This window comes from Mesorhizobium sp. M7A.F.Ca.US.005.03.1.1 (assembly GCF_003997975.1).
Lineage (GTDB): Bacteria > Pseudomonadota > Alphaproteobacteria > Rhizobiales > Rhizobiaceae > Mesorhizobium > Mesorhizobium ciceri.
Window position 1 is genome coordinate 66,383 of the sequence record NZ_RZRO01000001.1, and the last position, 22,566, is coordinate 88,948.

Below are 22,566 nucleotides of genomic sequence, written 5' to 3' on the forward strand. Positions count from 1 at the left end.
ACACCTGGCCCTGCCTACCAGCCGGGCAGGATCTGGTTCGGCTTGGTTCGCCGCAGCTTGGTGAAGGCAAGCGCTGCGAAATCGAACGTTCCGGGGTCTTCGCCGACCGGCACCGAGATGTTGTCCAGGCTTTCCGAAATATGGCGGGCGAGCGCATCGACGATCTCCGGCCGCGACGTCTGGCCGCGCATGATGCCGATGCGGCAATCGGGCAGGGCGCCGAAGCCGTCGGCTTCGCCCAGCACCCGCATACCGGGTCTGAGCGCGCATTCCGGCAGCACCGAGATTGCCAGCCCGGAAAGAACCGCGGCGGTGATGACGGTGGCCGAGAAACTGGTGAACAGGATGCGATAGTCGCGGTTCTGCTGGTCGAGCACATCGACCGCGGCGCGCCGCCAGATGCAGTTCGGCCGGCCGAAGGCCATCGGCAGCGTTTCCTGCTCATGCGTGGCATGGTTGGCCGAGGTGACCCACAGCAGCGGTTCGCGCCGCACCACCTCCGACTGGCCGCGTACGTCGTTGTGCGTCACCAGCGCGAGATCGAGATTGCCGCGCTTGATATGCTCGACCAGCCCCGGCGTCGGCTCGCAGATGACGGTGAGTTCGACGCGCGGATTGGAGCGGGTGAACCGTGCCATGATCTCGGGCAGGAAACGATCGGCGTAGTCGTCGGGCGTGCCGATGCGGATCGTGCCTTCGAGCCGCCGGTCGTCGAAGGCCGCCAGGGTCTCGCGGTTGAGATAGAGCAGCCGCCGCGCATAGGAGAGCAGCTTGTCGCCTTCCTCGGTCAGCCTGTTGGTGCGTCCGTCCTTTTCGAACAGCGGCTTGCCGATCCGCTCCTCCAGCCGGCGCATCTGCATCGACACCGCTGACTGGGTCCGGTGCACCTCTTCGGCTGCTCGCGTGAAGCTGCCGGTATCGGCGATCGAGATGAAGGTCTGCAATTGATCGAGATCGAGCGGCGATTTCATCGATATGATCCATCACTGGTGTTGATGGTAAAGATTAGAAACATTCGTTGGATTAATCAATCGGCCGATGGCAAATTGGCATTGTCCACATGAAGGCATGTGAATCGAAGCCGGAACGGCCGCTGTCGCCAGCGCCGATCGCAAGGCTTTGCCCGTTCGAGTCTGAAGGAGACCGACAATGACCACGTTCGATTTCGCCACCGAGACCTCGCGCATCACCTCGCGTCCGGCCGTTGCGACGCGCGTGGCCAACACCGTCTCCAACATCTACCGCGCCTGGAAAAACCGCCGCGCCTTCTATCGCCTTGGCGAGATGTCGGACGCCGAACTCGCCGATATCGGCCTGACGCGCGCCGACCTGCATGTCGCTATCGACGTGCCGTTTGGCCGCGACCCGACGGCGATGCTGCGCGAGATCGCCAGCGATCGCATCGAAACGATCGAGGATTTCGTTCGCAAGGTGGCCTGATCGGATGCTTGTTGTTTAGGTTGCCGTGAACCTTTTCAGGGTTCGACGCGACTGACGAGTATGCAGGCTCCCACTCCCTGCCGGATCCCCCCGGCCCGCCTGCACTCTGCCCGGTCCTCCCAGGACCGGGCTTTTCTCTTTCTACCTCAGCGAAGACCGCCTACCGCCGGTCCATGTCCCGCTTAAACTGGTCGAAGATTGTCTCCACGCCCTTCTGGTAGTCATCACGCTGCTGGGCGCCGGTTTCGAACATCTTGCCGAACAGGTCGTCGAACGGGTTTTTCGGACGGCCGCTCGGATTGGCCTGTGGCTGCGGTGCCTGACGTTGCGGGGGCGCTTGAGGCTGTTGCGGCGCCGGCTGTCCGCCGGGGATGCCGCCTAAGCCACCGCCACCTTGCCGCAGCATCTCCTCGAAGATTTTCCCCAGCGGATTGTCTCCGTAGGGGCTTTGCGTCTGCTGGGGCTGCGGCTGCGCCCGCCCCTGCGGCTGCGGCTGAGGCGCGCCACCGCCGAACATGTCCTGCAGCACCTTGCCGAGCGGATTGTCGCCGTAGGGATTGGGTGCCGGCTGCGTCTGGCTTTGCGGCTGTGGCTGAGCCGCGCCGCCGCCGAACATGTCCTGCAACACCTTGCCGAGCGGGTTGTCCATCGGGTTCTGGGGCGGCGGCGCCTGGCGCGGCTGCGGCGCCGGGGCCTGCATGCCGCCGCCTTGCCGCATCATCTGCTCGATGATCTCGCCGAGCGGATTGTTGCCGCCGCCGCCAAAACCACCGGCGGCCTGCATCTGGTTTGCCGTCTGCTTGAACAGCCCGCCCATGACCATCGAGGCGATCGCCGGCAGCATCTGCTGCAGGATCTGCTGATTGACGCCGCTGGCTTGCGCCGCCTGGCTGGCCACGGCGCGAGACAGATCCTTCGAACCGAACAGGTGCCCGAGAATGCCGTTGCCCTCATCGACGCCTTGCGGCGAGAAGGCCCGGGTTGCGTCCTCGAAATACTTGGCGTGCTGGCCGCTGGCCATCGCCGTCATGAAGGCGCCGAGCCCATAGGGGTCGGCGGTGTTGCGTTGCAGCCCCTGCGAAAAGGCCGGCAGCAATGCAGCGACCGCGGCTTGCGTCTGCTGCATCGAAAGCCCGTATTGCTGGGCAAGGGCCTGCATGCCATTGCCGTTCTGGGCCTGCGTCAGCATGTCGAACAAGGTGGGCATCGGCGTCTCCTCCGGAAATCCTCGCCGAAGAAGCCTAGTTTGTTTCCACTTCCGATTGAAGCGACTTTTGCCGGCCGGTCAGCTTTGCCAAATCCGAGGGTTAATAGGCGTATTCCATGAAAACCGGCTCGATCGAGCCGCCCCAGCGCGTGTGATAGGCCGACAGCATCTCCTCGGCGCTGGTGGTGCCCCGCGCCACCACTTCGTCCAACGTGTTGAGGAAGGAGGTCTCGTCGTAGCCGTCGCGGTTCTTCTTGCCACGGTTCTTCAGTCCCATGCGGGAAATGACCATCACGTCACGCGCGATCTCGCGCAGCGTGGTGTTGCGGAACGGTGCGGAGATGCCTTGTTCCGGCACGGCATTGCGCATCGCCAGCGTTTCTTCATACGTCCAGCTCGAGGTCAGCGCCTCGGCGGCATCGAGTGCGGCCTCATCATAAAGCAATCCGACCCAGAAGGCCGGCAGCGCGCAGATGCGCCGCCACGGCCCGCCATCGGCGCCGCGCATCTCGAGGAAGCGCTTCAGCCGCACATCCGGGAACAGCGTTGACAGATGGTTCGCCCAGTCGCCCATTGTCGGCAGCCCGTCCGGCACTTCATTGCGCGCGGCCCCGGCCATGAACTGGCGGAAGGTGATGTGGGTCATGTCGTGATAGCGGTCGTCGCGGATGACGAAATACATCGGTACGTCGAGCGCCCATTCGACATAGTCGGCGAAACCGAAATCGGGCGAGAAGCAGAATTCGAGCAGGCCCGAGCGCTGGTTGTCGGTGTCACGCCATATGTCGCCGCGCCAGCTCTGCAAGCCGTTCGGGTGGCTTTCGGTGAAAGGCGAATTGGCGAACAAGGCCGTCGACAGCGGCTGCAGCTTCAACGACACCTGCATCTTGCGGCGCATGTCGGCCTCGCTCTCGAAGTCGAGATTCACCTGGATCGTGCAGGTGCGGTACATCATGTCGAGGCCCTTGGTGCCGACCTTGGGCATGTAGCGCGTCATGATCTCGTAGCGCGATTTCGGCATTTTCGGCGTCTCGGCAAGCGACCATTTCGGGCTGCCGCCGAGGCCGAGGAAGCGGATGCCCATCGGTTCGGCGATCTCGCGCACCTGCGCCAGATGGGCATTGCCCTCGCGGCAGGTCTGGTGGATCGTCTCCAGCGGTGCGCCGGAAAGCTCGAACTGGCCGCCGGGTTCCAGCGAAATCGCACCCTGGCCGGTCGGTTCGACCAGGCCGATGATGCGGCCGTCATCGACGATCGGATCCCAGCCGAGCTTTTCCTGCATGCCTTCGAGGATGGCGCGGATGCCACGCTCGCCGCCATAGGGGACCGGTGCATTGCCGTCGACATAGAAGGGGAATTTCTCGTGCTCGGTGCCGATGCGCCATTTGTCGCGCGGCTTGTTGCCTTCGGCCAGGTGCTCGACAAGTTCGTCGACACCTTCGATCGGGCGGAAATCGGTCGTATCGCGCGCCATTTATGAACCCTCTGCACATGACCCCGAAAATCGGCTTTCGACTTTCGCCGGGATCATGTGCCCCAATGGAATGCTACAGTGTCCTTTGCACGTCCGAAAGGAGGCGGGCGCTGTAGGACGATCGGACGATCGCCGGCGCTAAATGGACGAAATGTCAGCAGACGATCAAGCGAAAAATCCTGAGCCACAGGTCAACAGGAATTGAACGTTACTCCGCTCTCCGTCCCTTGCAAGGGATGACGTCTCACCAGTCTCCGACTGTCGCCTGCATGACCGCGAGCGCGGCCACCGCCGCGGTGTCGGCGCGCAGGATACGCGGGCCGAGCGGAATGGCGGTGACGAAGGGCAGGGCGCGCAGCATCTTGCGCTCATCGTCGGAAAAGCCACCCTCCGGCCCGACCAGCAGCCCAAGCTTCTTTTCCTTGACCGCCTGCAGCGCGGCCAGCGGATTGTTGGTCGAAGCATCCTCGTCGCAGAAGATCAGCCGTCGCTCTGTGTCCCAGCCGGTCAACAGGCGGTCGAATTTTTCGGCTTCGCGCACCTGAGGCACCGCCAGGATGCCGCATTGCTCGGCGGCTTCGACGACATTGGCGCGCAGGCGATCGATCGACGGCTTGGCCACTTGCGTGTGCTGGGTAATGACCGGCTGCAGGATGCCGGCGCCCATCTCGACCGCCTTCTGCACGAGATAATCGAGCCGCCCCTGCTTCAGCGGCGCAAAGCAGTAGACGAGATCGGGCAGAGGCGGCTGCGGCCGCTGCAGCGCCGACACCTTCAGCCGCACCGCCCTTTTCGTCTTCGCCGATATGGCCGCCGACCACTCGCCGTCGCGGCCATTGAACACCAGGATTTCGGCGCCTTCGCCAAGCCGCAGCACATGCAGGAGATAGTGGCTCTGCTGTTGGCCGGCCTCGAATTCGATGTCCGGCGCGAGATCGTCGATCACGAACAGACGTTGCATTTTGTAATTGGCGCGCATCGCCGAGGAATGAGCGAGCCGGCCGCCGGCGTCAAGCCTCGGCGGTCGGATGCCACACCGGCCGAAAGCCGTGCCGCAGCACGCAGAGCGTCGTGGCCGGCGTCAGTAGCGAGAGTGTCTTGCTTTTGAGCATGTCGAAATCGTTGGGGTGCTGATATCCCGCAAAGGACCAGCGCAGTGCCTTGCCGCTACGCAGGGCATAAACAGTGCCGCCATCCGCAACCACGACGCCGTCCGGCAGGCCGGCAAGGTCTTCAACCGCAATCACCGGCGGCTTGCCGCCTGACGCCAGCCGCTCCTTGTGCAGCCGCTTGTCGACCATCGGCGCGCGCGGTTCGGCGATGCCGAAGGCTTCGCCGAAGCGGCCGACGAAATCCCTGGCCCGTTCGCGCTGGCAAAAGAAGCAGGGGCGATGCCCGGCCGCCAGTGCGGTCACCTCGTCGAGGAAGAACAGCTCGGTCCAGCCCGCTTTACCGCCCTTCCGGTTGCGGCCCATCGGTTCGCGCCGCACATTTCGGAATTGGCAGACGCAGATGATCCAGGCTTGAAGCGCCCAGCGCTTTTTCTTGAGCGTCTTCGTCTCGGGGTCGTGGATGATGCCGCGATTGCCGGTGAACATGCCGCGATCGGGCACCGCGTGGATGATACCGAACGGATCGACCCGGTTCTGCAGTGGCATAGTTTTCTCTCCGGACACGCATCTTGGCTGCAATGCGAGCGGCATGATATCGCTCGTCGCAGCTTTTTCATGTCAGCAGGGTTTTGCGATGCGGGTGCTGGTGGTCCAGAACTACGACAATACCGGCCTCGGCCAGGTCGGCGCAGCACTTGCGGAAGCGGGCGCCGATCTCGACCTGCGTCTCCCTTACAGGGGCGATCCCCTGCCGGATGACGCGGCCGGGCATGATGCCATGGTGGTGCTCGGCGGGGGCCAGAATGCGCTGGCCGACGATGAGTACCCCTATTTCCCGGCACTGCTCGAACTGACCCGCGACTTTGCCGACAAGGATCGCGCCGTGCTCGGCATCTGCCTAGGCAGCCAGCTCGTCGCTCGTGCCTTTGGTGGCGAGAACCGTATCGGCGGCGCCAATGAGTTCGGTTGGCACGGCGTGTCGCTGACGCCTGACGCCAAGGCCGATCCGGTGCTGGGCGCTCTGCCGGCAAAGTTCCCGATCTTCCAATGGCACGACGACACCTTCGTGTTGCCCGAAAACGCCGTGCGGCTTGCCGGCAACGATGTCGCCGAGAACCAGGCATTTCGCGTCGGCCGCGCCGTGTACGGTTTCCAGTTTCACTTCGAGGCCGACCGGCCGATGGTCAAGGACTGGAGCGCGTCCTTTGCCCCGACCATCGCTGCGCGCCATCCCGACTGGGCCGGCAAGCTCGATGGCGAAATGGCCCGCAACGGGCCCGATGCGGATGCCGCTGGCCTCGCCATTGCCCGGGCCTGGGTAGCGACCATCTGAGCGTTGGTCTCTCCGTACCCTCCAGCGTGACATAATTGGCACGCGGCGGTGAAACCGCCTGGGGAAAACGGTTTCATTCTTGGCTTGTGTCCGCCCGCCATCCTAGAAGGCGCGCGCTCTGCATCTTCTGTGCAACGGCTATGAACCTTTTGTGTGACCCGCGCGACACACCGTTGATACAGAACATGCCTAGAAGCGCAAAATCGTCGAAACTTTGAAGCGAATTCTCCGTTTCAACGCATTGGTAACCGCCTGGTGCACAGATGCAGAAAGCTCAACAAGAGATGACCTCCGTGAAAGCAGCGCTTCTGTCCTTTGCCATGTTGTCCGCCATCGTGCTGTGCGGTCTCGGCATCTATGCCGCCGACGCAGCCAACAACCACAACGCCGTCGACGGTTACGGCGTCACCGCCTCGCTGCGCTAAAGCGGGAAGCGTCTTTCGCATCCTCCGACGCGCGGCGCTCAAGCTTCCTTGATCGTCATTGTCAGGATGCGTTTGTCCGCGCCGTCGACGACGAGCGCGCTCAGCATGCCTGATTGCCAGGCAAGCGTGTCGACATTGACGCGATTTGCCATCACTTCCGCCTCCGGCACCGGCGTGTGGCCGTGCACCACGATCTTCGGATAGAGGTCGGGGTGGTTGTGGAAGACGTCGCGGATCCAGATCAGATCCTGCGGGTTTTGCTTCTCCAGAGGAATGCCCGGCCTGATGCCGGCATGGCAGAAGAAGAAGTCCCCGAAAGTCACGGAAAACGGCAGCGATCGCAGGAAGTCGATGTGGCTTTGCGGCACGGCCTCGACCAGTGCCTGATGTCCTCTGCGCACGGCCGATTCGGCCTTGCCGAACCACACGCTTGTGCCTTCACTGATCGTTACGCCGTAAGACTGTGCCGTCTGGATGCCGCCGAACCGGATGAAAAGCCCTTCCGGGTCAGGGGTCTTGAGAAAATCGAGAAAGCCGATGTCGTGGTTGCCGGCCAGCATCAGGTGACGAGGGTCTCGCTCTTGCGCTTCGATCAGGAAATCGATGACGCCCTTCGAGTCCGGCCCGCGGTCGACATAGTCGCCAAGATGGATGACGCGCCAGTCGGCAGGCGCCTCCTGCTCGATCTCGGCCCTGATGCGCAGATGCATGGCCGCCAGCAGGTCGAGCCGGCCGTGGACGTCGCCGATCGCATAGAGACGGATGCCGTCCGGCCCATGCGCGTCGAGAAAATGGATGCCGGATTCTGCCAACTTTTCGGTGTCTCCGTGGTCAGGCGGTCACGGGACCTGGCGCCGGAGCTGGTCCTTGCCCATGTCGGTGACAAGACGCTTTCCGCACAGCGCCAGCGTGATGTCCATCTCCTTGCGGATGATTTCCAACGCCTTGGTAACCCCTTCCTTGCCAAGCGCCCCCAGGCCGTAAAGAAACGGCCGGCCGATATAGGTTCCCTTGGCACCGAGGCAAAGCGCCTTCAGGACATCCTGGCCGGAGCGGATGCCGCCATCCATATGCACTTCGATCGTGTCACCGACCGCGTCGGCAATCTCTTCCAGCACGCCGATCGACGACGACGCACCATCGAGCTGGCGCCCGCCATGGTTGGAAACGATGATCGCGTCGGCGCCGGTCTTGGCCGCCATCAGCGCGTCCTCCTTGTCGAGAATGCCCTTGAGGATCAGCTTGCCGCCCCAGCGCTCCTTGATCCAGGCGACGTCCTTCCACGACAGATGCAGGTCGAACTGCTCCGTCGTCCACGATGCCAGCGAGGCCATGTTGCCGACGCCCTTGGCGTGGCCGACAATGTTGCGGAAGGTCCGCCGCTTGGTGCCGGCCATGGCGGCGCACCAGCGCGGGCGGATGGCCATGTCGACGATGTTCGTCAGCGTCAGCTTGGGTGGCGCCGAAAGCCCGTTGCGGATGTCCTTGTGGCGCTGACCGAGAATCTGCAGGTCGAGCGTCAGCACGAGCGCCGAGCATTTCGCCGCCTTTGCCCTGTCGATCAGGTTGAGCACGAAATCCTTGTCACGCAGCACATAGAGCTGAAACCAGAACGGCTTCGTGGTAACCGAGGCGACATCCTCGATCGAGCAGATGCTCATCGTCGACAAGGTAAACGGCACGCCGAATTCCTCCGCCGCCTGCGCCGCCAGCATCTCGCCATTGGCGTGCTGCATGCCGGTCATGCCGGTTGGCGCCAATGCCACCGGCATAGACACTTTTTCGCCGATCATCGTCGATGCCAGCGAACGGTTGTCCATGTCGACGAGGACGCGCTGGCGGAACTTGATCTTCTGGAAATCCTCCTCGTTGGCCCGATACGTGCTTTCGGTCCACGAACCGGAATCGGCATAGTCGAAGAACATCTTCGGCACACGCCGGCGTGCGAGGTCCTTGAGGTCGGCGATGGTCAGGATCTGGCTCATGGGCTTCCCGTTTCGATAGCTAGGAGCGTTTGCGTGCTGGTTCTGTATCGGTGGCGTCAACGCGCTGTTTCAACCTCAGCCGCGAGACGCGCTGCCAGTCGCCGCTGCGCTCGGCCTCCGCCATCGACCGTTCGACATAGGTGATGTGGTCCATCGCCGCCTGGCGGGCGGCGGCCGGGTCGCCGGCCTTCACCGCCGCATGGATCGCCCGGTGCTGCGCGAGCAGGGCGTCGCGCGCGCCGGGTACGGTGAACACCAGCAGCCGGTTCTGGAACACGCCCTCCGACAGCAGCCGATAACAGGAGCGCAGCGTGTGCAAAAGGATGATGTTGTGTGCGCATTCGCAGATCGCGTGGTGGAACTCGACGTCGATCTCGGCCTCGTCGTCGAAGTCGCCGGTCCGGTGCGCATCGTCCATGCGTGCCATGATCTTGTCGAGCAGCGCCATGTCGTCTGGGGTGGCGCGCCGTGCCGCATATTCAGCCGCAACCCCTTCGATCTCGCGGCGGTATTCCAGATAGTCGGTCACTGCCTTGCGGTGCATCGAGATCAGGTCCGTCACCGGTTTGGTGAAGAGCTGGCCGATGACATCGGCGACATGCGTGCCGCCGCCGGGCCTTGTCGTCAAAAGGCCGCGTCCTTCCAGTGCCTTCAGGGCGTCACGCAGGATCGGCCGCGATACGTCGAACTGGCGTGCAAGCTCGCGCTCGCCCGGCAGCCGGTCGCCGGTGCGCAGCACGCCTTCGAGGATGAGGCTCTCGATCTGCTGCACCACCTCGTCGGCGGTGCGCGAATGCTCGATCCTGGAAAAAATGTCGCTCAACAGAATGCCTGGAAGGTGAACCGGTGCCGCAGAATAGAGCCTGCCTCGCCAACTGGTCAAATTATTTATCCAATTGACAAAAAGCTGGCCGATTTCCCGCCCGATCCCGTGATCTTCGGCTAACTTTGCCGTTTGCGTCGTCAGGCCATTGGCACTAGAGGGACGCGAGTGCAAGCGGGTTCAAGGAAACCCCCGGGGAACAAGCCGTGTCAGACGACCCGTCCGATCTCGAATTCCAGCCGCGCGCCAAGGGCAGCGTCATGGGCTTTCCCGCGCATGAGGGCCGGCCCGGCGCACTCGGCGAGGTTCATGCCCGGCCGCATCCGCTGATCGAAAAGCCACGCGTCCTGATGCAACTCGCCTTCATGACGGAGGGCGGCTCCGGCGTCGACCACGCGGTGCTTTCCGAACTGTCGCGGCGCCTCGGCATCGCCGCGCCCGACCGCCAGGCCCGCCACCATGCCATGAAATGGGGCAAGGGCTCGCTGCGTTGGGAGCGGCACACCGAATTCTCGACCTATTTGTGGGAAGGGCCGCTTTCCGAAAGCGGCAGGACGCAGGAGGACTCACCCTTCGGCAACGGGTTTTCCCCGCCGGGAACCTGCATCTCCGGCATCAGGCTCGAAATCCGCAAATGGACGCAAGCAACCGAGCAACTGATAGCCGGTTTCGATCCGACCAGCCTGTGCTACTCGCTGGTCGAGCGCGGAAACGCCGCCATCGTCACCGATTTTCGCCAGGATGGCGATGGCCTGACGCGCATGCTGCTGCTCGATCGCGGCTTGACCCCGGCGCGCACCGGCGCGTTGTCGCAGCGGCTTATCGACATCGAGACCTATCGGACGCTGGCCATGCTCGGCCTGCCGCTGGCGTTGACCTTGTCCGGCCGCGCCCGCCGCATCGAAGACCGGCTGGCGCAGACCACGCTGGAGATGAAGGTCGCCGGGACACGGGACAGCCAGACCTTGCTGGCCGATCTGACCGAACTTGCGGCGGAGCTGGAGGCGGACGCGGCGTCGAGCCTTTACCGTTTCGGCGCCAGCCGCGCCTATGACGGCATCGTCGGCGAACGGCTGGACGCACTCGAGGAAGAGGCTGTGCCCGGCTATGACACATGGCGCGGGTTCCTGCAGCGCCGTGTGGCGCCCGCAATGCGCACCTGCCGCTCGGTCGAGGAGCGGCAGGAAAATCTATCGCGAAAACTGACCCGCGCCACGACGCTGCTGCGCACCTGGGTCGATGTCGAGGTCGAGAAGCAGAACCGCGACCTGCTTGCCTCGATGAACAACCGGGCCCGCCTGCAATTGCGCCTGCAGCAGACCGTCGAGGGGCTCTCGGTCGCCGCCGTCTCCTATTATGTGGTCGGCCTTGTCGGCTATGTCGCCAAGGGCGCCTCGATCTTCGGCCATGCCTTCGCGCCGGAGATCATTACCGCTGCTTCGGTGCCTGTCGCCATCCTGCTGGTCTGGTGGGGCGTGCGCCGCGTGCGCCGGATGCACTCCGAACCCGGCAAGCCGCCCGGCGAATAGCAGCGGCAGATTGCCGCTGCGTAAGCCTGTCTCCGCCTTGAAGTTGGATTCGCCGCCATTACAGGATTTGCACCCAACGCGCTTCACTGGTAAAAGATTTTGACCAGTCAAGCGAAATGAGGCTGCTGATGTCCGGCCTGGCCATGCCGAAACCAGACGATGCCACGATGCGCCGGCGCGACGAGATCGTCGCCGACATGCGCATCATCGTGCCGGGTGAGGGCGTTGTCGACGCCGCCAATTCCATGCGCGCTTTCGAGAGCGACGGCCTGACCGCCTATCGGCAGCTGCCGCTGGTTGTCGTGCTGCCGCAAACGGTGGCGCAGGTTTCGCGCGTGCTGAGATACTGCAACGACCGCAACATCCGCGTCGTGCCGCGCGGCTCCGGCACCTCGCTGTCGGGCGGGGCGCTGCCGCTCGAGGACGCGGTGCTGCTGGTCATGAGCCGTTTCAACCGTATCCTCGGGATCGATTTTCCCAATCGCGTCGTCGTTGCCCAGCCGGGCGTCACCAATCTCGGCATCACCACCGCCGTCGAGCAGGAGGGCTTTTACTACGCCCCCGATCCATCCTCCCAGATCGCCTGCTCGATCGGCGGCAATGTCGCGGAGAATTCCGGCGGCGTGCACTGCCTGAAATACGGCCTCACAGCCAACAATGTGCTCGGCATCGAGATGGTGCTGATGAATGGCGAGGTGGTGCGGCTGGGCGGCAGTCACCTCGATGCGGAAGGCTACGACCTGCTCGGCGTCATGACCGGGTCCGAAGGGCTGCTCGGCGTCGTCACCGAGGTCACCGTGCGCATCCTGAAGAAGCCGGAGACGGCACGTGCACTGCTGATCGGCTTCCCGACCAGCGAGCAGGGCGGCCAGTGCGTTGCCGACATCATCGGCGCCGGCATCATCCCGGGCGGCATGGAGATGATGGACCGGCCGGCGATCCATGCGGCGGAAGATTTCGTTCATGCCGGCTATCCCCTTGATGTCGAGGCGCTGCTGATCGTCGAGCTCGACGGGCCGGGCGTCGAGGTCGATCATCTGATCGGCCTTGTCGAGGCGATCGCCTACAAGAACGGCTCGACCACCTGCCGCATTTCGCAGTCCGAACAGGAACGGCTGAGCTTCTGGGCCGGCCGCAAGGCGGCGTTTCCGGCCGTCGGCCGCATCTCGCCCGACTACTACTGCATGGACGGCACCATCCCGCGCAAGGAGCTGCCGCGCGTGCTCGCCGGCATGCGCGAGCTGTCGGAAAAATACGGTCTCGGCGTCGCCAATGTCTTTCATGCCGGTGACGGCAATCTGCATCCGCTGATCCTCTACGATGCCAACGTACCGGGCGAACTCGACAAGGCCGAAAGCTTCGGCGCCGATATATTGCGGCTCTGCGTCAAGGTCGGCGGCGTCTTGACCGGCGAACACGGTGTGGGCGTGGAAAAACGCGATCTAATGCCGGAGATGTTCACCCAGATCGATCTCGACCAGCAGATGCGCGTCAAATGCGCCTTCGATCCCAACCATCTGCTCAACCCGGGAAAAGTATTTCCGCAGCTGCGGCGATGCGCCGAGCTTGGGCGGATGCATGTGCACCGCGGGCAGGTGGCGTTTCCGGACATTCCGAGGTTTTGAGGGTGATGACGGCGCGTGAACACCCCCCTCTGTCCTGCCGGACATCTCCCCCTCAAGGGGGAAGATTGGCAGTTTCGACGCCTTGCCCTTCCGTCATCATTGAAGATTGGCGAAGCCATATGCGACATCTGATCTCCCCCCTTGAGGGGGAGATGTCCGGCAGGACAGAGGGGGGCGCCAGGGAACTCGGCATATCCGAACTCGCATCTGGCGCGGTCTCTTCATGACCACCTTCACCCCGACCACCCCATCCGAAGTCCTGTCCACCGTCGCCTGGGCTGTAGCGGAAGGCTCGCCGCTGGAAATCCTTGGCCATGGCTCCAAGCGTGGCATCGGCCGGCCGCTGCAAACCGAACACACGCTCGACCTGTCGAAATTATCTGACGTCACGCTCTATGAACCGGCTGAACTGGTGCTGTCGGCCAAGGCAGGCACACCGTTGGCCGGGATCGAGAAACTGCTGGCGGAAAACGGCCAGCAGCTCGCTTTCGAGCCGATGGATTACGGCCCGCTGCTTGGTGGCGAACCGGGCAAAGGCACGATCGGCGGTGTGCTCGGCGCTAACCTCTCCGGTCCGCGCCGGCTCAAGGCGGGGGCCGCGCGCGACCATGTCCTGGGCATCAATGTGGTGTCCGGTCGTGGCGAGGCCTTCAAGTCGGGCGGTCGCGTGGTCAAGAACGTCACCGGCTATGACATGTCGAAGCTGATGGCCAACAGCTGGGGCACGCTGGCCGTCTTCACCGACGTCACCTTCAAGGTGCTGCCGGCAGCCGAGACCGAAGTCACGCTCGCCATCCGTAGCCTGCTCGACGATGCCGCGGCCGCCGCCATGGCCCTGGCGCTTGGCTCGAGTGCTGAAGTGTCGAGTGCCGCCCACCTGCCGGAGCGGATCGCCGCGCGCGTCGCCAGCGGCAGTCTCGGCAGCGAGGCCGCCACGCTGCTGCGCGTCGAGGGTTTCGGCCCGTCGGTCGCCTACCGCATCGCCGCGCTGAAAACGCTGCTCGGCAATGCCGGCCCGCTGGAGGAGATTGGCGGCGAGGTTTCACGGCTGATCTGGCGCGACGTTCGCGATTGCAGGCCTTTCGCCGACGGCAGCGAGAAGCCGGTCTGGCGCATCTCGATGACGCCTTCTCAAAGCCACCAGATGGTCCTGACGCTGCGCATGCAGGCCGCCGTCAGCGCCTTTTATGACTGGCAGGGCGGACTGGTTTGGCTGCGCATGGAACAGGGCGATCCGGAAGCCGCTCTGCTGCGCGGGCTGTTGAGGAAACATGGCGGCGGCCATGCGACGCTGGTGCGCGCCGCACCCTCGCATCGCGCCGCTCTACCGGTGTTCGAGCCGCAGCCGCCCGCTCTTGCTGCACTATCGGTCCGCCTGAAACAGGAATTTGACCCCAAGAATATCTTCAATCCCGGCCGCATGGCCTAGGACATCAGCGATGCAGACCAATTTTTCGCTTGCCCAGCTTGCCGATCCGCATGTCGCGGAATCGGAAAAGATCCTGCGCAAATGCGTGCATTGCGGCTTCTGCACCGCGACGTGCCCGACCTATGTGACACTCGGCAACGAGCTCGATTCACCGCGCGGGCGCATCTATCTGATCAAGGACATGCTGGAAAACGGCCGTCCGGCCGACAAGCAGATCGTCACCCATATCGATCGCTGCCTGTCGTGCCTTGCCTGCATGACCACCTGCCCGTCGGGCGTCAACTACATGCATCTGGTCGACCATGCCCGCGCCCATATCCAGGAGACCTACAAGCGGCCACTGCTCGACCGCCTGACCCGCGCCATGCTGGCCTTCGTGCTGCCCTATCCCCAGCGCTTTCGCGCCGCGCTCAAGCTAGCGAAGCTGGGCAAACCGTTCATCGGCCTGTTCGACAAGGTTCCGGCGCTGAAGCCGCTCAGTGCGATGCTCAAGCTCGCGCCGGCGTCGATCCCGGCAGCGTCGCCGATGGGCTCGCCGGGCATCCATGCCGGGCAGGGGACCAAAAGGGGCCGCGTCACCATCCTCACCGGCTGCGCGCAATCGGTGCTCGATCCCGCCATCAACGAGGCGACGATTTCGCTGCTGACACGGCTCGGCGTCGAGGTCTTGGTGCCGCCGGGCGAAGGCTGTTGCGGTGCGCTGGTCCATCATATGGGGCGCGAACAGGCCGCGCTTGCCTCGGCGAGGCAAAATGTCGACGCCTGGACACGCGCCCTCGACCAGGGCGGGCTCGATGCCATCGTCATCACCGCCTCGGGCTGCGGCACGACGATCAAGGACTACGGTTTCATGCTGCGGCTCGACCCGGCCTATGCCGACAAGGCCGCGCGCGTCTCGGCACTGGCCAAGGACGTTACCGAATATCTCTCGACCCTCCACCTGCCCGAACCGGTTCGCAAGTCGGGCACTGTCGTTGCCTATCACTCGGCCTGCTCGATGCAGCACGGCCAGAAGATCACCCGCCAGCCGAAAGAACTGCTGGCCAAGGCCGGCTTCATCGTGCGCGAGCCGCGCGAAGGGCATCTCTGCTGCGGCTCTGCCGGCACCTACAACATCCTGCAGCCCGAGATCTCGGCCAAACTGCGCGACCGCAAGGTGAAAAACATCGAGGCGACGGGGGCCTCGATCGTCGCCACCGGCAACATCGGCTGCATCACGCAAATTGCTTCCGCCGCGAAGATGCCGGTGGTGCACACGATCAAGCTGCTCGACTGGGCTTATGGCGGGCCGAGGCCGGAAGGTGTTCTGGAAGAGACCCTGATCGCGGCGGAATAGGACGACCTTGGCGGGCGCTTACTCCGCCGCGAGCCTGTCCGCCGTGCCGTAAGTCGCCTCGTAGAGCGCGCGCTGGCGGCTGAGCGCGACCATGGTGTTGCGCAGCAGGATGGCGACCGTGATCGGACCGACGCCGCCCGGCACCGGGGTGATCCAGGAGGCGACCTCGCGCACGCTTTCAGTGTCGACGTCGCCGACGATGCGGCTGGAGCCGTCGGGGGCGATTTCGGAATTGATGCCGATGTCGATGACGGCAGCGCCCGGCTTGACCATGTCGGCCTTGATCAGCCGCGGCTTGCCGACGGCGACGAACAGCGCATCGGCACGCCGCGCATGGGCGGCGACCGATCGCGTCATGTGATGGCAGACCGTCACCGTCGCGCCCTCGCTCATCAACAGGAAGGCGATCGGCTTGCCGACGATTTCCGAATGGCCGACGATGACGACTTCCAGTCCCTTGAGGTCGAGGCCGGTTTCCTTCAGCAGCTCGACCGAGGCGGCCGCCGTGCAAGGCGCGAGATCGAGCTGGTTGTAGACGATGTTGCCGATTGAGGCCGGATGCATGCCTTCGACATCCTTCAGCGGATGCACCGCCGCTTGCAGCGTCTTGATGGGGATATGCGCTGGCACGGGCCGCTGGATGATGATGCCGGTAACGCGCGGATCGGCATTCAGGCCGTGGATCGCAGCTTCCAACTCGCCTGCTGTGATGGTGGCGGGAAAGCGCCGTTCCTCGAAATCGATGCCGGCGAGCTCAGCCTTGGCGCGCTGGTTGCGCACATAGACGTCCACCGCATCGGTGTCGCCGACGGTGATCGAGATCAGCTTGGGCGGAAAACCCTCGGCTTTGGCGATCGCTGCGTCCTCGGCAACGGCGGCGATGATGCGCTGGGCGACCGGGCCGCCCTTGAGATAACGGCTGTCTTCGGACAGAGGCATGGGTGAACTCTTTTGTGGAACTTGCCACCCAGATAGCAAAAGAATGCGGCAAAGGGCAGCATGAAAGCGAACCGCTATGCCCGTTGCGCGACGCGTGGGTGACCTTTTGCCCTCGATTTCTGCTCAAAACGGAAAGGGCAGCGCGGTTTCCCGTGCTGCCCTTCCTGACCGGCCGCATCCCCATACGGCCCGTCCCCCGTATCCCTAAACTGGCCTCGAAAAGCGGACTGCTTTGCCGGCCAGGTGATTCGCAAGGACTATTATATCACCTCGACCGTGGTTCCGACATTGACCCGCTCATAGAGATCGACGACGTCCTCGTTGCGCATGCGGATGCAGCCCGATGACACCGCGCCGCCGATCGTCCACGGCTGGTTGGTGCCATGGATGCGGTATTCGGTGGTGCCGAGGTAGAGCGCACGGGCACCAAGCGGGTTCTCCATGCCGCCGGCAAGATAGGTCGGCAAATAGCGGCCCTTGGCGGCTTCGCGCTTGATCATCTGCGCCGGCGGGCGCCAGTCCGGCCACTCGCGCTTGTTGGTGATCTTGTGCGTACCCGACCATTCGAAGCCCGGCTTGCCGGTGCCGACGCCATAGCGCCTTGCCTTGCCGTTCTTCTCGACCAGGAAGAGGAAATTCTGCGTGGTGTCGATGACGATCGTGCCCGGCTTCTGGCCTCCGTCATAGTCGACTTCCTGCGGCAGGTAGATCGGGTTGATCTGAGGACGCGCGACCATGCGCTTGGCCGGCGGCTGCACCGCCGCCGTCTGCACCCGGTCGGGCTGCGCCGGGCGCAGGCGTCGCTGCTGCTGCACCACCTGCCGGTTCTGGCGCACGATGCCGGGCGCATGGCCAAGCTGCAGCACCCAGGGTGCGGAAAGGTCGGGGCTCACCATCACCGGCGGCCTGTCGGCATAGCGGTCGCCGGCGATTGAGGGTGTGACGCCGGCGGCAAACACAGCCACGGCGCCGAGCACGGGAAACAACACTGTCTTCATCGTAACGCACCTTGATCGTCTGATACAAACGGGTGGAAACGTCCTCCCGGTTCGGCGATCATTGGCGCGCAAGCAGCAACCGAAACATGAATCGGAATGCGTAAAATGCGGCTTTGTCAGTAAACCTTTTGGTGTGGTTACCGCCGGGTTCAGGAATCTGGTAAAGCCGCAGTAAATGCCGCGCAAAAGCGCGTTAACGAACGGATTTTGGCCTATGGACAAGGAAAACACCGGCCTGCTCGCTGGCCCCGACGGTGTCGCGCGCTGCTTCTGGCACGGCAATCTGCCCGACTATCTGCACTACCACGATCATGAATGGGGCCGGCCTGTGGCCGACGACCGCAGGCTGTTCGAAAAGATCTGCCTGGAAGGCTTTCAGTCGGGCCTGTCGTGGCTGACCATACTGCGCAAGCGGGAGAATTTTCGCGAAGCCTTCGCCAATTTCGAATTCGACAAGGTAGCAAGCTTCACCGACAAGGATGTCGAGCGCCTGCTCGGCAATGCCGGCATCATCCGCCATCGCGGCAAGATCGTCTCGACCATCAACAACGCCAGGCGCGCCCGCGAAATGGTGGACGAATTCGGCTCACTGGCCGCCTGGTTCTGGAAGTTCGAACCCGGCAAGGACGAGCGGCCGCAAATCGTCGACCTCGCCCATCTGCGCGCGAACCCGACAACGGCCGTCTCGGTGCGGATCTCGAAGGAGCTGAAGAAGCGCGGCTGGAGCTTTGTCGGCCCGACCACGGTCTACGCTTTCATGCAGGCCATGGGCCTGGTCAACGACCACCTCGAGGGCTGCGCCTGCCGCCAAGAGGTCGAGAAGCAGCGGAAGGCTTTCAGGCGGCCGAAATAGGCTCAGGTGCCGTTGGCGCTGGCCAGCACCAGGCCGGCGACGATCGCCACCACCGTGGCCAGGGTCGGATAGATCACCAGCAGGCCGGTCATCAACGCGTCGCGCATGGATGGTCCCTTGCCGGTGTCGGCGGGTACTTCGAACGGTCCGGCAGCCTGGCTGACCATTTTCGGGACGTTGATGTCGGCCGGGCGCAGGCGTGCGGACAATCCGGCGTCGCTGTCGATGGCATGGAATCTTGCTGTGCTGGTCATGGCCGCGAACCCTCATTTCCCGCGCTTTATCGGCGGCGATTGTGTCGGCACGATGCCGCACGCATGGCGGGATTGTTTCATTTGCGGTCCGGATTGGTTTCAAGGAGGTGCGGCATCGCCTTCTCTCATCGGCAGCGCCAGAGGTCTGACCCTTGCCGCATCCGACCTCTTCGGTTAGGACACCCGCGTTGCGAAAATCGCAACATTGCCGACCTGCAAGCATCATAAAACGCCGAGCAAACACCCCATGGCCGATAAATCGGAAAAGACGAAAGCGCGACTGCCGCGCGGCTTTGCCGACCGCAGCGCCGAGGACATCCGCGCCGTCGAGAAGATGATGGCGACGATCCGCTCGGTCTATGAGCTTTACGGTTTCGAACCGGCCGACCAGCCGCTGATCGAATACACCGATGCGCTGGGAAAATTCCTCCCCGACCAGGACCGGCCGAACGAAGGCGTGTTCTCCTTCCAGGATGACGACGACCAGTGGCTGTCGCTGCGCTACGACCTGACCGCGCCGACGGCGCGTTATGTCGCCGAGAATTACGAGCGGCTGCCAAAACCTTACCGCAGCTATCGCTCAGGCTGGGTGTTCCGCAACGAGAAGCCCGGCCCCGGCCGCTTCCGCCAGTTCATGCAGTTCGATGCCGACACGATCGGCACGCCGGGTGTGGCCGCCGACGCCGAAATGGCCATGATGATGGCCGACGTCATGGAAGCGCTGGGCATCAAGCGCGGCGACTACGTCATCCGCGTCAACAACCGCAAGGTGCTGGATGGCGTGCTGGAGGCGATCGGCCTTGGCGGCGAGGAGAATGCCGGCCGCCGGCTGACGGTGTTGCGTGCGATCGACAAGCTCGACAAGCTCGGGCCGGAAGGCGTGAAGCTTTTGCTTGGCCCGGGCCGCTGGGACGGCGGCAAGGAGGGCGAAGGCGACTTCGCCAAGGGCGCCGGGTTGAACAATGGGCAAGCCGAGGCGGTTCTTCTCGCGACTGCGAGGACTATACAGGCCGGCCAGGATTCCATGGTCAGTTCGAACGCGATCTACCAGGAAGGCGTCGGCGAACTCGCCACGATTGAAGCGCTGGTCAGGGCGGCCGGATATGGCGAAGACCGGATTGCCATGGACCGCTCGGTCGTGCGCGGCCTCGAATACTACACCGGCCCTGTCTTCGAGGCCGAGCTTCTGGCCGAAATCCCCAACGAAGACGGCCAGATCGTGCGCTTCGGTTCGGTCGGTGGCGGCGGGCGCTACGATGGCCTCGTCTCGCGCTTTCGCGGCGAGCCGGTGCCGGCGACCGGTTTTTCCATCGGCGTCTCCAGGCTGATGACCGCGCTGAAGAACCTCGGCAAGCTCGATGCCTCGGACGTGATTGCGCCGGTCGTCGTGCTGGTGATGGACAAGGACACCGACAGCCTCGGCCGCTACCAGAAGATGGTGGCGGAGCTGCGCGCCGCCGGCATTCGGTCCGAAATGTATCTCGGCGGCGCCGGCATGAAGGCGCAGCTCAAATATGCCGACCGCCGCGGCTGTCCGGTCGCCATCATCCAGGGCGGCGACGAGCGCGCCAAGGGCGAGCTGCAGATCAAGGATTTGATCGAAGGCGCGCGCATGTCGGCCGAAATATCAGACAACGCCGAATGGCGCGCGGCGCGCCCGGCGCAGGTGACCGTGGCGGAGGGCGAGCTGGTCGCCGAGGTGAGGAAGATTTTGGCGGCGCAGGCCGAGGAGAGGGCACGTGGCAAGTAGAGGTCGCGTTGGCGCCTCTGGTTTGGGACCAGAGGGTCGTGCAGCACTGAGGTCAGCAAGTTGACCTCCCGCACCCCCGCCATCTCCACCGACATCACCAACCTCTTCGCCACGCGCAACACGCACGCCGTCGAGGTCGCCATATTGCAGCCGGCGGACCCCTTCCTCGACATGGCCGGCGAGGATCTGCGCCGCCGGATTTTCCTGACCGAAAGCGAGACCGGCCAGACATTGTGCCTGCGGCCGGAATTCACCATCCCGGTCTGTCTCGACCACATCAGCTCGCAGGCCGGCACGCCGCGCCGTTATTCCTATCTGGGCGAGGTGTTTCGCCAGCGCCGCGAAGGCGGCAACGAGTTCTTCCAGGCCGGCATCGAGGATCTCGGTGACCGCGATACCGCTGGAGCCGATGCCCGCTCGGTGGCCGACGCGCATGCGCTGCTATCGCTGGTGCTGCCCGGCCAGGCATTGGCGATCACGCTTGGCGACCAGACCATTTTCGAGGCGGTGCTGGCCGCCCTTGGCCTGCCGCGCGGCTGGCGCATGCGTCTTGCCCGCGCATTCGGCTCGGCGCCGATGCTTGAGGCGGCACTCGCCGATCTCGCCAACCCGCCGCGCAACAGCCAGCTCTCAGGTCCGGTCGCCGCTCTGGTCCTCGACGGTGATCTGGACGGTCTTTCCGCCCATATCGCCAGCGGCATGGAAGAGGCCGGCCTGTCGGCGTCCGCCGGACGCTCGCCATCCGACATTGCCCGGCGGCTGATCGAGAAAGCCGAATTGCGCAGCGTTCGGCTGTCGAGCGAGGCGTTTTCCGCGCTGAAGGATTTTCTGGCGATCGACGTTCCGCTTGATGGTGCGGCCCAGGCACTGGAGACCTTCGCCACCGGCGCAGGGCTGTCGCTCGATGTCGCGCTGGAAAAGTTCGCTGCCCGCGCCAAGGCGATCGAAGCGCATGGCTTGCCGGCCGATAAAATCCGCTACGACGCCGCGTTCGGCCGCCCGCTCGACTACTACACCGGCCTGGTTTTCGAAATCGCGGCGGACAATGGCGACCGGCCGCTGGTCGGCGGCGGCCGCTATGACCGGCTGCTGACCTTGCTTGGCGCCAAGACGCCGATCCCCGGCGTCGGCTTTTCCGTCTGGCTCGACCGCATCGAGGCGTTGCGGGACACGGCGCCATGATCACGCTGGCGATCCCATCCAAAGGCCGCCTGAAAGAGCAGGCGCTGGACGTGCTGGCCAAAGCCGGGTTAGCCGTCAGCCTGCCCGGCGACGAGCGCAAATACCACGCCCGCGTCGAGGGCCTGGACGATGTCGAAGTGGTGTTCCTGTCGGCTTCCGAAATATCAGGCGAGATCGGCCAGGGTGCCGTCGATCTCGGCATCACCGGCGAGGACCTGGTGCGTGAAAACCTTGCCGACTGGGAGAGCCGCGCCGAAATCGTCGCCCGTCTCGGTTTTGGCCATGCCGATGTCGTGGTGGCCGTGCCGGACATCTGGCTCGACGTCGACACCATGGCCGACCTCGACGACGTCGCTGCCGATTTTCGCCAGCGCCATGGCCGGCGGCTGCGCATCGCCACCAAATACTGGCGGCTGACCCAGCAATTCTTCTCGCAGAAGCACGGCATCCAGGTCTACCGCATCGTCGAGAGCCTGGGGGCCACCGAAGGTGCGCCGGCGGCGGGTCTGGCCGATGTCATCGTCGACATCACAACCACCGGCTCGACGCTGCGCGCCAATCATCTCAAGGTGCTGGGCGATGGCCTCGTCCTGCGCTCGCAGGCCTGCCTGGTGGCGTCGAAGAAGACACGCGCGGCGGCCGATGAAGCGGTCCTGCGCGACATCGCGGCGAAGATGGCGGCTGCGGTCGGATAGCGGCGGGCCTTCGCCCGCTGCCCCTCAGGGCTTCGAACCCTGCTTGAAAACCCTGACGGCGGCCGTCCCGCGGTGTCGGTAGCCTTGCGCCGGGGTTTTCCTGTATAGGAATTATTTCCTTGACTGGTGAGGGCAGCTACGCTACATTTTTGCCCATGGTGCTGATTTGCGCCAGTG

At 64.1% G+C, this 22,566-nt stretch carries 22 protein-coding genes; 11 read left to right on the forward strand and 11 right to left on the reverse strand.

What is annotated here, in order from left to right:
• Window positions 1-14 precede the first annotated feature (14 nt).
• Complete coding sequence (locus tag EN990_RS00335; RefSeq protein ID WP_013530338.1) at window positions 15-971, reverse strand: LysR substrate-binding domain-containing protein; 957 nt, start codon at window positions 969-971, stop codon at window positions 15-17.
• 178 nt (window positions 972-1,149) lie between these two features.
• On the opposite strand from EN990_RS00335, the gene EN990_RS00340 reads away from it, so the two are divergent.
• Complete coding sequence (locus EN990_RS00340) at window positions 1,150-1,440, forward strand: DUF1127 domain-containing protein (protein ID WP_127369365.1); 291 nt, start codon at window positions 1,150-1,152, stop codon at window positions 1,438-1,440.
• Window positions 1,441-1,600: 160 nt separating this feature from the next.
• Here the strand turns inward: EN990_RS00340 and EN990_RS00345 are convergent, their stop codons facing one another.
• From EN990_RS00345 to EN990_RS00360, 4 genes are all read right to left on the reverse strand, one after another.
• The gene (locus tag EN990_RS00345) at window positions 1,601-2,647 is read right to left on the reverse strand and encodes a DUF937 domain-containing protein (protein WP_024502320.1); all 1,047 of its coding nucleotides are present in this window, start codon (window positions 2,645-2,647) and stop codon (window positions 1,601-1,603) included.
• A gap of 100 nt (window positions 2,648-2,747) precedes the next feature.
• The gene (locus tag EN990_RS00350) at window positions 2,748-4,121 is read right to left on the reverse strand and encodes a glutamate--cysteine ligase (RefSeq protein ID WP_013530341.1); all 1,374 of its coding nucleotides are present in this window, start codon (window positions 4,119-4,121) and stop codon (window positions 2,748-2,750) included.
• 244 nt (window positions 4,122-4,365) lie between these two features.
• The gene (locus EN990_RS00355) at window positions 4,366-5,100 is read right to left on the reverse strand and encodes a 16S rRNA (uracil(1498)-N(3))-methyltransferase (RefSeq protein ID WP_127370156.1); all 735 of its coding nucleotides are present in this window, start codon (window positions 5,098-5,100) and stop codon (window positions 4,366-4,368) included.
• A gap of 31 nt (window positions 5,101-5,131) precedes the next feature.
• Complete coding sequence (locus tag EN990_RS00360) at window positions 5,132-5,779, reverse strand: hypothetical protein (protein WP_127370155.1); 648 nt, start codon at window positions 5,777-5,779, stop codon at window positions 5,132-5,134.
• Between the two features lie 88 nt (window positions 5,780-5,867).
• Here EN990_RS00360 and EN990_RS00365 point away from each other — a divergent pair, with 88 nt between their 5' ends.
• Window positions 5,868-6,566, forward strand: coding sequence for a type 1 glutamine amidotransferase (locus EN990_RS00365; protein ID WP_027162214.1), 699 nt, complete (start codon window positions 5,868-5,870; stop codon window positions 6,564-6,566).
• Window positions 6,567-6,859: 293 nt separating this feature from the next.
• Entirely contained in the window at window positions 6,860-6,991 is a 132-nt protein-coding gene (locus EN990_RS36550) for a hypothetical protein (RefSeq protein ID WP_013893872.1), read from the forward strand.
• Window positions 6,992-7,029: 38 nt separating this feature from the next.
• Here the strand turns inward: EN990_RS36550 and EN990_RS00375 are convergent, their stop codons facing one another.
• From EN990_RS00375 to EN990_RS00385, 3 genes are read right to left on the reverse strand one after another with little or no spacing between them, the layout of a single operon-like run.
• Entirely contained in the window at window positions 7,030-7,803 is a 774-nt protein-coding gene (locus EN990_RS00375) for a metallophosphoesterase (RefSeq protein ID WP_063172771.1), read from the reverse strand.
• 27 nt (window positions 7,804-7,830) lie between these two features.
• Window positions 7,831-8,976, reverse strand: a complete 1,146-nt coding sequence (locus EN990_RS00380; RefSeq protein WP_013530347.1) for an alpha-hydroxy acid oxidase — start codon at window positions 8,974-8,976, stop codon at window positions 7,831-7,833.
• Window positions 8,977-8,995: 19 nt separating this feature from the next.
• Window positions 8,996-9,799, reverse strand: a complete 804-nt coding sequence (locus tag EN990_RS00385; RefSeq protein ID WP_127369935.1) for an FCD domain-containing protein — start codon at window positions 9,797-9,799, stop codon at window positions 8,996-8,998.
• 206 nt (window positions 9,800-10,005) lie between these two features.
• Here EN990_RS00385 and EN990_RS00390 point away from each other — a divergent pair, with 206 nt between their 5' ends.
• From EN990_RS00390 to glcF, 4 genes are all read left to right on the forward strand, one after another.
• Window positions 10,006-11,328 (forward strand): DUF3422 family protein, encoded by a 1,323-nt coding sequence (locus EN990_RS00390; RefSeq protein ID WP_127388224.1) that lies wholly within the window; start codon window positions 10,006-10,008, stop codon window positions 11,326-11,328.
• Window positions 11,329-11,456: 128 nt separating this feature from the next.
• Entirely contained in the window at window positions 11,457-12,953 is a 1,497-nt protein-coding gene (locus EN990_RS00395; RefSeq protein ID WP_064994790.1) for an FAD-linked oxidase C-terminal domain-containing protein, read from the forward strand.
• A 223-nt stretch (window positions 12,954-13,176) separates the two neighbouring features.
• Entirely contained in the window at window positions 13,177-14,382 is a 1,206-nt protein-coding gene (locus EN990_RS00405; RefSeq protein WP_013530351.1) for an FAD-binding protein, read from the forward strand.
• Window positions 14,383-14,392: 10 nt separating this feature from the next.
• Window positions 14,393-15,718 carry a glycolate oxidase subunit GlcF gene (gene glcF / locus EN990_RS00410; protein ID WP_127369271.1) on the forward strand — a complete coding sequence of 442 codons (1,326 nt, stop codon included), beginning with the start codon at window positions 14,393-14,395 and terminating at the stop codon, window positions 15,716-15,718.
• A gap of 18 nt (window positions 15,719-15,736) precedes the next feature.
• On the opposite strand, the gene EN990_RS00415 is transcribed toward glcF, so the two are convergent.
• Window positions 15,737-16,657, reverse strand: coding sequence for a bifunctional 5,10-methylenetetrahydrofolate dehydrogenase/5,10-methenyltetrahydrofolate cyclohydrolase (locus EN990_RS00415; RefSeq protein WP_027160988.1), 921 nt, complete (start codon window positions 16,655-16,657; stop codon window positions 15,737-15,739).
• 260 nt (window positions 16,658-16,917) lie between these two features.
• The gene (locus EN990_RS00420; protein ID WP_013530354.1) at window positions 16,918-17,655 is read right to left on the reverse strand and encodes a L,D-transpeptidase; all 738 of its coding nucleotides are present in this window, start codon (window positions 17,653-17,655) and stop codon (window positions 16,918-16,920) included.
• A gap of 214 nt (window positions 17,656-17,869) precedes the next feature.
• Here EN990_RS00420 and EN990_RS00425 point away from each other — a divergent pair, with 214 nt between their 5' ends.
• Complete coding sequence (locus EN990_RS00425) at window positions 17,870-18,508, forward strand: DNA-3-methyladenine glycosylase I (protein ID WP_127385346.1); 639 nt, start codon at window positions 17,870-17,872, stop codon at window positions 18,506-18,508.
• A gap of 2 nt (window positions 18,509-18,510) precedes the next feature.
• Here EN990_RS00425 and EN990_RS00430 read toward each other — a convergent pair whose 3' ends face one another.
• Window positions 18,511-18,762, reverse strand: a complete 252-nt coding sequence (locus EN990_RS00430; protein WP_024502332.1) for a hypothetical protein — start codon at window positions 18,760-18,762, stop codon at window positions 18,511-18,513.
• A gap of 247 nt (window positions 18,763-19,009) precedes the next feature.
• Here EN990_RS00430 and hisS point away from each other — a divergent pair, with 247 nt between their 5' ends.
• From hisS to hisG, 3 genes are read left to right on the forward strand one after another with little or no spacing between them, the layout of a single operon-like run.
• Window positions 19,010-20,512 (forward strand): histidine--tRNA ligase, encoded by a 1,503-nt coding sequence (hisS, locus tag EN990_RS00435; protein WP_127370257.1) that lies wholly within the window; start codon window positions 19,010-19,012, stop codon window positions 20,510-20,512.
• 60 nt (window positions 20,513-20,572) lie between these two features.
• Window positions 20,573-21,694, forward strand: coding sequence for an ATP phosphoribosyltransferase regulatory subunit (locus EN990_RS00440; protein WP_127385347.1), 1,122 nt, complete (start codon window positions 20,573-20,575; stop codon window positions 21,692-21,694).
• Window positions 21,691-22,389 (forward strand): ATP phosphoribosyltransferase, encoded by a 699-nt coding sequence (hisG, locus tag EN990_RS00445; RefSeq protein WP_127369795.1) that lies wholly within the window; start codon window positions 21,691-21,693, stop codon window positions 22,387-22,389. The genes EN990_RS00440 and hisG overlap by 4 nt, the downstream gene beginning before the upstream one ends.
• Window positions 22,390-22,566 lie beyond the last annotated feature (177 nt).

Bases quoted from the DNA above. Each gene is read 5' to 3' on its own strand.
- EN990_RS00395 (WP_064994790.1), top strand. From the start codon at position 11,457: ATGTCCGGCCTGGCCATGCCGAAACCAGACGATGCCACGATGCGCCGG.
- EN990_RS00365 (WP_027162214.1), top strand. From the start codon at position 5,868: ATGCGGGTGCTGGTGGTCCAGAACTACGACAATACCGGCCTCGGCCAG.
- EN990_RS00345 (WP_024502320.1), bottom strand. From the start codon at position 2,647: ATGCCCACCTTGTTCGACATGCTGACGCAGGCCCAGAACGGCAATGGC.
- hisG (WP_127369795.1), top strand. From the start codon at position 21,691: ATGATCACGCTGGCGATCCCATCCAAAGGCCGCCTGAAAGAGCAGGCG.
- EN990_RS00340 (WP_127369365.1), top strand. From the start codon at position 1,150: ATGACCACGTTCGATTTCGCCACCGAGACCTCGCGCATCACCTCGCGT.
- EN990_RS00425 (WP_127385346.1), top strand. From the start codon at position 17,870: ATGGACAAGGAAAACACCGGCCTGCTCGCTGGCCCCGACGGTGTCGCG.
- EN990_RS00335 (WP_013530338.1), bottom strand. From the start codon at position 971: ATGAAATCGCCGCTCGATCTCGATCAATTGCAGACCTTCATCTCGATC.
- EN990_RS00380 (WP_013530347.1), bottom strand. From the start codon at position 8,976: ATGAGCCAGATCCTGACCATCGCCGACCTCAAGGACCTCGCACGCCGG.
- EN990_RS00415 (WP_027160988.1), bottom strand. From the start codon at position 16,657: ATGCCTCTGTCCGAAGACAGCCGTTATCTCAAGGGCGGCCCGGTCGCC.
- EN990_RS00420 (WP_013530354.1), bottom strand. From the start codon at position 17,655: ATGAAGACAGTGTTGTTTCCCGTGCTCGGCGCCGTGGCTGTGTTTGCC.
- EN990_RS00405 (WP_013530351.1), top strand. From the start codon at position 13,177: ATGACCACCTTCACCCCGACCACCCCATCCGAAGTCCTGTCCACCGTC.
- EN990_RS00355 (WP_127370156.1), bottom strand. From the start codon at position 5,100: ATGCGCGCCAATTACAAAATGCAACGTCTGTTCGTGATCGACGATCTC.
- EN990_RS00360 (WP_127370155.1), bottom strand. From the start codon at position 5,779: ATGCCACTGCAGAACCGGGTCGATCCGTTCGGTATCATCCACGCGGTG.
- glcF (WP_127369271.1), top strand. From the start codon at position 14,393: ATGCAGACCAATTTTTCGCTTGCCCAGCTTGCCGATCCGCATGTCGCG.
- EN990_RS00350 (WP_013530341.1), bottom strand. From the start codon at position 4,121: ATGGCGCGCGATACGACCGATTTCCGCCCGATCGAAGGTGTCGACGAA.
- EN990_RS00430 (WP_024502332.1), bottom strand. From the start codon at position 18,762: ATGACCAGCACAGCAAGATTCCATGCCATCGACAGCGACGCCGGATTG.
- hisS (WP_127370257.1), top strand. From the start codon at position 19,010: ATGGCCGATAAATCGGAAAAGACGAAAGCGCGACTGCCGCGCGGCTTT.